General features: G+C 71.6%; 4 protein-coding genes. All 4 read right to left on the reverse strand.

Annotated elements, in window-relative coordinates; genetic code table 11:
• Positions 1 to 305: 305 nt before the first annotated feature.
• On the reverse strand, positions 306 to 1,544 hold the full coding sequence (locus tag VFV89_RS23395) for a M15 family metallopeptidase (protein ID WP_329708400.1): 1,239 nt from the start codon (positions 1,542 to 1,544) through the stop codon (positions 306 to 308).
• A 60-nt stretch (positions 1,545 to 1,604) separates the two neighbouring features.
• A complete protein-coding gene (locus tag VFV89_RS23400) occupies positions 1,605 to 2,585 on the reverse strand; it encodes an electron transfer flavoprotein subunit alpha/FixB family protein (RefSeq protein WP_329708401.1) in 981 nt (326 codons plus the stop codon).
• The gene (locus VFV89_RS23405; RefSeq protein ID WP_329708402.1) at positions 2,582 to 3,355 is read right to left on the reverse strand and encodes a hypothetical protein; all 774 of its coding nucleotides are present in this window, start codon (positions 3,353 to 3,355) and stop codon (positions 2,582 to 2,584) included. Before VFV89_RS23405 ends, VFV89_RS23400 begins: the two co-directional genes overlap by 4 nt.
• Positions 3,355 to 5,437 (reverse strand): FAD-dependent oxidoreductase (locus VFV89_RS23410; RefSeq protein ID WP_329708403.1); only part of this gene is annotated, 2,083 nt, incomplete at its 5' end. The genes VFV89_RS23410 and VFV89_RS23405, both read right to left, overlap by 1 nt.

Here is a 5,437-nt window from a genome sequence, read left to right on the forward strand (position 1 = left end):
AGGGTGCGGCGGCGCGCCTGGGCTGAAGCCTGCCTCGGGGCCGGGGTTCCCGAGCGACCTGACAGGCTCGTGAGGTGACCTCGCGGTACAACGAGCTGTCCGGCCAGAGCGTCGACCGCGCCGTTGCACAGCGCGGGCACCACCACCATTCCCCCGCCAGCCCCGCTGATGGGGTTTGCGGAGGGAAATCGGCACCTGGTGCCGGAGAACCTCGGCAAAGACGGGTCCAGCTGATTTGCACCACATCTCGGCGTCCTGGGTGGCCAATTTGCGGTGCGGTCCCCCGTGGAACCGGGACACCACAGCTACTGCTTCTTCGACGACTCCAGCTGCGGGGTGCGGATGCTGTTCAGCTCGAAGTGCATCGGGTCGGTGTAGTGCCAGGTGCCGCCCCAGGTGAAGCCCCACTTCTCGAAGACCTGGACCACCGACCGGTCGATGGCGCCGACCGTGCCGCGCTGGTTCTCCACCGCGTTGATGTCGAGGGCGAGCCCGAAGGCGTGGTTGGACAGGGTGGTGGTGCCGGCGATGAACCGCGGGTAGTAGCAGCCGGCGTACTGCTCGGGGTGGATCGCGCCGGCCAGCCCCTGCTCCTGGATGTCGAGCAGCGCCGCCCTCAGCTGCGGGAAGATCACCTTGTTGCAGGTGACCGCGCCCAGGATCGGGACCAGCTCGGTGGTGATGTGGTCGCGGACCCACGCCGGGTCGGGGGCGATGTGGCCGCCGCCGAGGACGCTGTAGCGGTAGACCCCCACCGCGTCGGCGACGGTGCCGGTGACGACCGCGATCTGGTGGGCCGACGGGTCGATGCCGGTGCGGGTGGCCTTGTCGACGAGCTGCGCGGAGGTGTCGGGGCCGAGCAGCTTCTCGATCCGCTTCCGCACCGGCTTGGGTGCGTGCTTGCCGGTCCGCACCAGCAGCGCGTTGTCCGGCTTCATGCCGAGGGTCTTCACCCAGGTGTCGTTGACCACCGCGTCCACGAGCGGCTGCTGCTGGATGTAGGCGCCGACGTGGACCGACGGGGCATCGGTGGCGCCACCGAGCCTGAGGTAGCCGTCGGCGTCGAGCGGGACCCGATCCTTGAGCCGCTGCTTGAGGGCGAGCTCGCCGCCGGCCAGGCGGTCCCAGGCCTCCTGGAAGTCCGCCGAGTCGCGCGGCACGAAGCTGCGGTACGTCGCCGGGTCGACCGCCGCCACGGTCAGTGCGCGGTTCTCGATGGTGGCCTCGGACAGCGAGATCACGGCCACGCTGGTGACGCCGGGGACGTGCTTGATCGCCCGGACGGTGGCTTCGTCGATGGTGTCGGCCCGGGTGACAAGGATGTCGGCCGGCGCCAGCACCCCCGGCTGGCGCGGCCCGGGAGCGGGGACGGCGTGCGCGTCCTCGACCGTCGGCGCCGCGGACGTGCCCGGCGCACCCGGGGTCGCCGCGGCCGACGTCGGGTCCGCCGACGGGTCACCCGAGCTACCCGAGCACGCCGACAGCACGAGCGCCGCGCAGACCGCGATGGCGGTCTGCGCGCGTCGTGCCCCATGTCGCGCCATCAGTCCCTCCGTGTGACAAGGGTAGGTACCCGGAGGAACTGGTGGCGCGTGCGGCAGCGCTCAGCCGCGGCGGCGCTTGATCTCCTCGTTGATCGCCGGCACGACCTCGTGCAGGTCGCCGATCACTGCGTACGTCGCCCGGGTCACCATCGGCGCCTCGGGGTCGGTGTTGATCGCGAGGATCGTCTTCGCCGACGAGCAGCCCGCCCAGTGCTGGATGGCGCCGCTGATGCCGCACGGGATGTAGAGCTCCGGCGAGATCCGGCTGCCGGTCTGGCCGACCTGCTCGTGGTGCGGCCGCCAGCCGGCGCTGGTGACAACCCGCGAGACGCCGAGCGCGGCGCCGAGCAGCTCGGTGAGCTCGAGCAGGTCGGTGAAGCCGTCGGGCCCGCCGGCGCCACGGCCGGCGCCGACGACCACCCGCGCGGACTTCAGCGAGCCGGACTCGTCGGCCTCGGGTTCCTCGGTCGACACCACCCGCGCGACCAGGTCGGCGGCCGCGATCTCGGGGGCCACCGGGACGACGTCGGCCGCACCCGGGACCTCGGCCGGGGACGCCTCGACGGCATGGCCGGCGACGGTGAACACCGCCGGCCGCTGGTCGAGCACCATCTCCTCCAGGGCCGCGCCACCGACCACCTGCCGGGTGACCGTGAACGGCGAGAGGCCGTCGAACGACAGCACGTTCGCCGCCATCGCGACCCCGGCTCGGGTAGCCAGGTGCGCCATCAGCTCGTTGCCGCGGTCGGTGCCGGCGGCCATCACCACGACGGCGTTGGCCTCCTTGCGCACCGAGAGGATCGCCGAGGCCCAGCCCGCGCCGGAGTACGCCGCGACGCCGTCGCCGCCGACCTGGTAGATCGTACGGACGCCGTACGCCGCGAGCTCCTTGCGCAGCTCGTCGCCGGCCTCGCCCACCACGACCGCGTCGACCGGGACCCCGCCTCCCTCGGCGGAGAGCCGGCGGGCGAAGGTCAGCGCCTCGAGCGACACGTCGACGGCGGCGCCCTCGAGGTCCTTCTCGACCAGGGTCAGGATCATCGGGCCAGCACCCCCAGCTCCTCGAACAGGTCGACCACGGCCGGAGCGGCGGCCGCTCCCTCACCGAGCACCTGCACGTTGCTGGGCACCGGCGGCGGGAGGGTCAGCCTGACCCGCTTGGGTCCGGTGGGCTCCGCCGAGAGTGTGCGCTCCTCGATCGCCACCTTCTTGGCCTTCATCCGGCCGGGCACGCTGGGGTAGCGCGGCTCGACACCGCCCTCCCGGATCGTCACCACCGCCGGCAGCGGGACCCGGTAGGTCTCGACGCCCTCGGGCCCGTCGACGTGCGCGGTCACCGTGTCGCCCTCGACCGAGACGACCTTGGCGCCGTTCACGACCGGGCGGCCGAGCTCGTAGGCGAGCCGGATGCCGACCTGGAAGTCGCCGCTGTCAGCGGCGTCGTTCCCCAGCAGCACCAGCTCGTGAGGGGTGCCCCCTGCTTCGTGGGCCCTGACCACGGCGGCGACCTCTCGCGCGACGTCGGCGGGGCCGAGCTTCGAGGCGTCGGTCTCGACCAGGGTCGCGGCGGTGGCACCCACCGCGAGCGCGGATCGGAGCTGCTCGACGGCATCGGCGTCGCCGAGCGTCAGGACCGACACCTCACCGCCGGTCGCCGCGGTGATCTGTACGGCGAGCTCGACCGCACACTCCTCGTGCGGGCTGGTCGTGAAGCCGGCGTACCGCCCGTCGACCGCCTGTGCGTCCTCGGTCAGCACCACCTCGCTGGAGGAGTCCGGGACCCGCTTGACGCAGACCAGGACATCAGCCATCAGCGCAGCCTCTCGTTCGCGGGGTCGAACAGCGGGGTCGCGTCGACCGACCTGACCACCACCGGGTAGAGCTCCTCCATGTAGGACACCGCGAGCTCGTTGCCGATCCGCGCCTCCTCCGGCGGGAGGTAGGCGAGCAGCACGTGCTTGCCGAGCGACGGCGCCGAGCCGGCCGTGGTCACGTAGGGGTGGTGGCCGTGCCCGTCGGTCAGCGTGCCGCGGTCGCGAGTGAGGATCGGCTCGCCGCCGAGCATGTAGCGCTTCATGCCCGAGGCCGAGGTGTGGTCCTCGACGGTGAGCGTGCACAGGACGGTCCTGGGCGCCTCCTCGCGCTGGGCCAGGTAGCGCTCGCGCCCGACGAAGTCCGCGGTCTTGACCTTGGGCCGCTGCATCCCGGCCTCGACGATGGTGCGCTCGGCGTCGAGCTCGAAGCCGTAGGCGCGGTAGCCCTTCTCGATCCGGCCGGTGGTGCCGTAGACGCCGATGCCCACGGGCACGGTGCCGTGGGTGTCACCGGTGTCGAGCAGCGCCTCCCAGAGCTGGGCGGCGTCGTCCATGGCGACATAGAGCTCCCAGCCGAGCTCGCCCACGTAGGAGATCCGCGAGGCCAGGACCGGTACGCCGCCGCTCGGTGTCGACACGGTGATCTCCCTGCAGGTGAGGAACGAAAAGCCCGCGTCGGACACGTCTGTGCTCTCCGGGTCGGTGAGCGAGGCCAGGATGTCCCGAGCCCGCGGGCCCCAGAGGCCGATGGTGGAGACCTGGTCGGTGCGGTCGGTCAGGGTCGCGCCGTCGACGAGGTGGTCGGTGAACCACTGCCCGTCGGCCATCCCGTGCGCGCCACCGGTGACGACGCGGAAGTGGTCCTCCCCGAGCCGCATCACCGTCAGGTCGGAACGGAACCCGCCGTTGTCGTCGAGCACGGGCGTGTAGACGACCTTGCCGACCGGCACGTCGCACTGGGCGACACAGGTCTGCTGCACGCTGGCCAGGGCGCTCCCCGAGCCGGCCGCACCCACGATGTCGAGGATCTCGAACGCCGTGAGGTCGATGACGCCGGCGGCCTCGCGCATCCGCAGGTGCTCGGCGTTGATGATCGGGCTCCACCAGCGCGAGTCCCACTCGTGCTCGCGGGGCATGACGCGGTCGCCGTACTCGTCGAGGAGGGCGGCGTTGGACTCATACCAGTGCGGCCGCTCCCACCCGGCGGTCTCGAAGAAGAACGCGCCGAGCTTCTCCTGCGAGTCGTACATCGGGGACTTCCGCTGCCCGCGGTCGGACTCGTACTGCTCGGCGGGGTGGATGATCCCGTAGGTCTTGATGAACGACTCGGTGGTGCGCAGCCGGGTGTGCTCGCGGCGCAGCTGGTGCGGGTGGAACCGCGCGATGTCGCTGTGGGCGACGTCGATCTCGCTCCAGCCGTGGGTCATCCACTCGGCCACCGCGCGGCCGACGCCCGGGCCCTCCTTGACCCAGACCGCAGCCGCGGTCCACAGCCCCTTCACATGGCTCTCGCCGAGGATCGGCGAGCCGTCGCAGGTGAGCGAGAGCAGGCCGTTGATCGCGTAGCGGATCTCGGCGCCCTCCGCGCCGAGCAGCTCCGGCATCAGCTCGTAGGCCTGCTCGAGCTGGGTGTCGAAGTCGTCGGAGGTGAACGGCAGCTCGGTCGGGGACAGCTTGGACTGCTCGATCGACGGGATGTCCTCGGGCTCCATCAGGATCGCGCGGTGCGCATAGGAGCCGACCTCCATGTCGGCGCCGTGCTGGCGCTCGTAGCAGAAGGTGTCCATGTCCCGCACGATCGGGAAGGTGATCTCGCCCTCGTGCTCGGCGAGCTGCGGGCACGGGCCGACGCTGATCATCTGGTGGACGGCGGGGGTCAGCGGGATGCTCACCCCGGCCATGTCGCCGATCTTGGGGCTCCACACGCCGCAGGCGATGACGACGTGCTCGGCGTCGATGTCGCCCTTGTCCGTACGTACCTTGCGGATCCGGCCCTCCTCGACGTCCATGCCGAGGACCTCGACGTTGGGCACCGTGGTCAGCGCGCCGCGCTCGATCGCCTGCTCGCGCATCAGCGTG

Origin of the sequence: Nocardioides sp. (genome assembly GCF_036274455.1) — a bacterium.
Lineage (GTDB): Bacteria > Actinomycetota > Actinomycetes > Propionibacteriales > Nocardioidaceae > Nocardioides.